The 621-nt window shown below is 42.5% G+C and carries 1 protein-coding gene; it reads right to left on the reverse strand.

The annotated features are described in order from the left end of the window. On the reverse strand, nt 1-513 hold a 513-nt coding region (locus R7Z47_RS25520; RefSeq protein ID WP_318130851.1), incomplete at its 3' end, for a DUF2884 family protein. Nucleotides 514-621 lie beyond the last annotated feature (108 nt).

The following is a 621-nucleotide window of genomic DNA, read 5'->3' on the forward strand; positions in this document are numbered from 1 at the left end:
GAACGCGCTAGCCAGAAACTCTTTATTAAAAATCTCCTGCGCTTTTTCAAAATCTTTCGTCCAGCCCTGCGTCATCGATTCAAAGCTATCTGCAGGCAAAATAAAATCACCATCTTTGTAATAACGAGATTGCACATCAGCAAAGAAGTCTTTAACTGCAACTTTTACGTTATCAAACGCGCCCGGCGCATCCAAACTCGCTGCCACATCATCAATGATGTCATTGGCGAGTTCCAAGCCATCACTCGCTAGCTGCTTAGCTTGAGGGATATAGGCATTCATTTTTTCGCGATATGCTTCAATCGCGGCTTTCTGCTCCGCATCGAGTTCAATCAACTCACCTTTGATGAACAAGTTGTTGTCTTCGTCCACGACGGCTTTAGCACCAGATGGGTGGGGAATTTCCAAACTCTGTCGATCCATACGAACTTCATTATGGATGTCCACACGACATTGCGCTGCATATCCTGTTGCAGTAACCATCAGCAATGAAAGTGTAAGAAGTTTCTTCATGTCATTCTCTTATCTTCAAAATAACTTCTGTTAAACATAACACTCAGTTATACATTTGATGTCAGAACACCGTCACGACTTCGTAACAAGTTGTTTTATCGCCAATTT

The sequence above is a fragment of the Vibrio sp. 1641 genome (assembly GCF_033339995.1).
Classification (GTDB): Bacteria; Pseudomonadota; Gammaproteobacteria; order Enterobacterales; family Vibrionaceae; genus Vibrio; species Vibrio alginolyticus.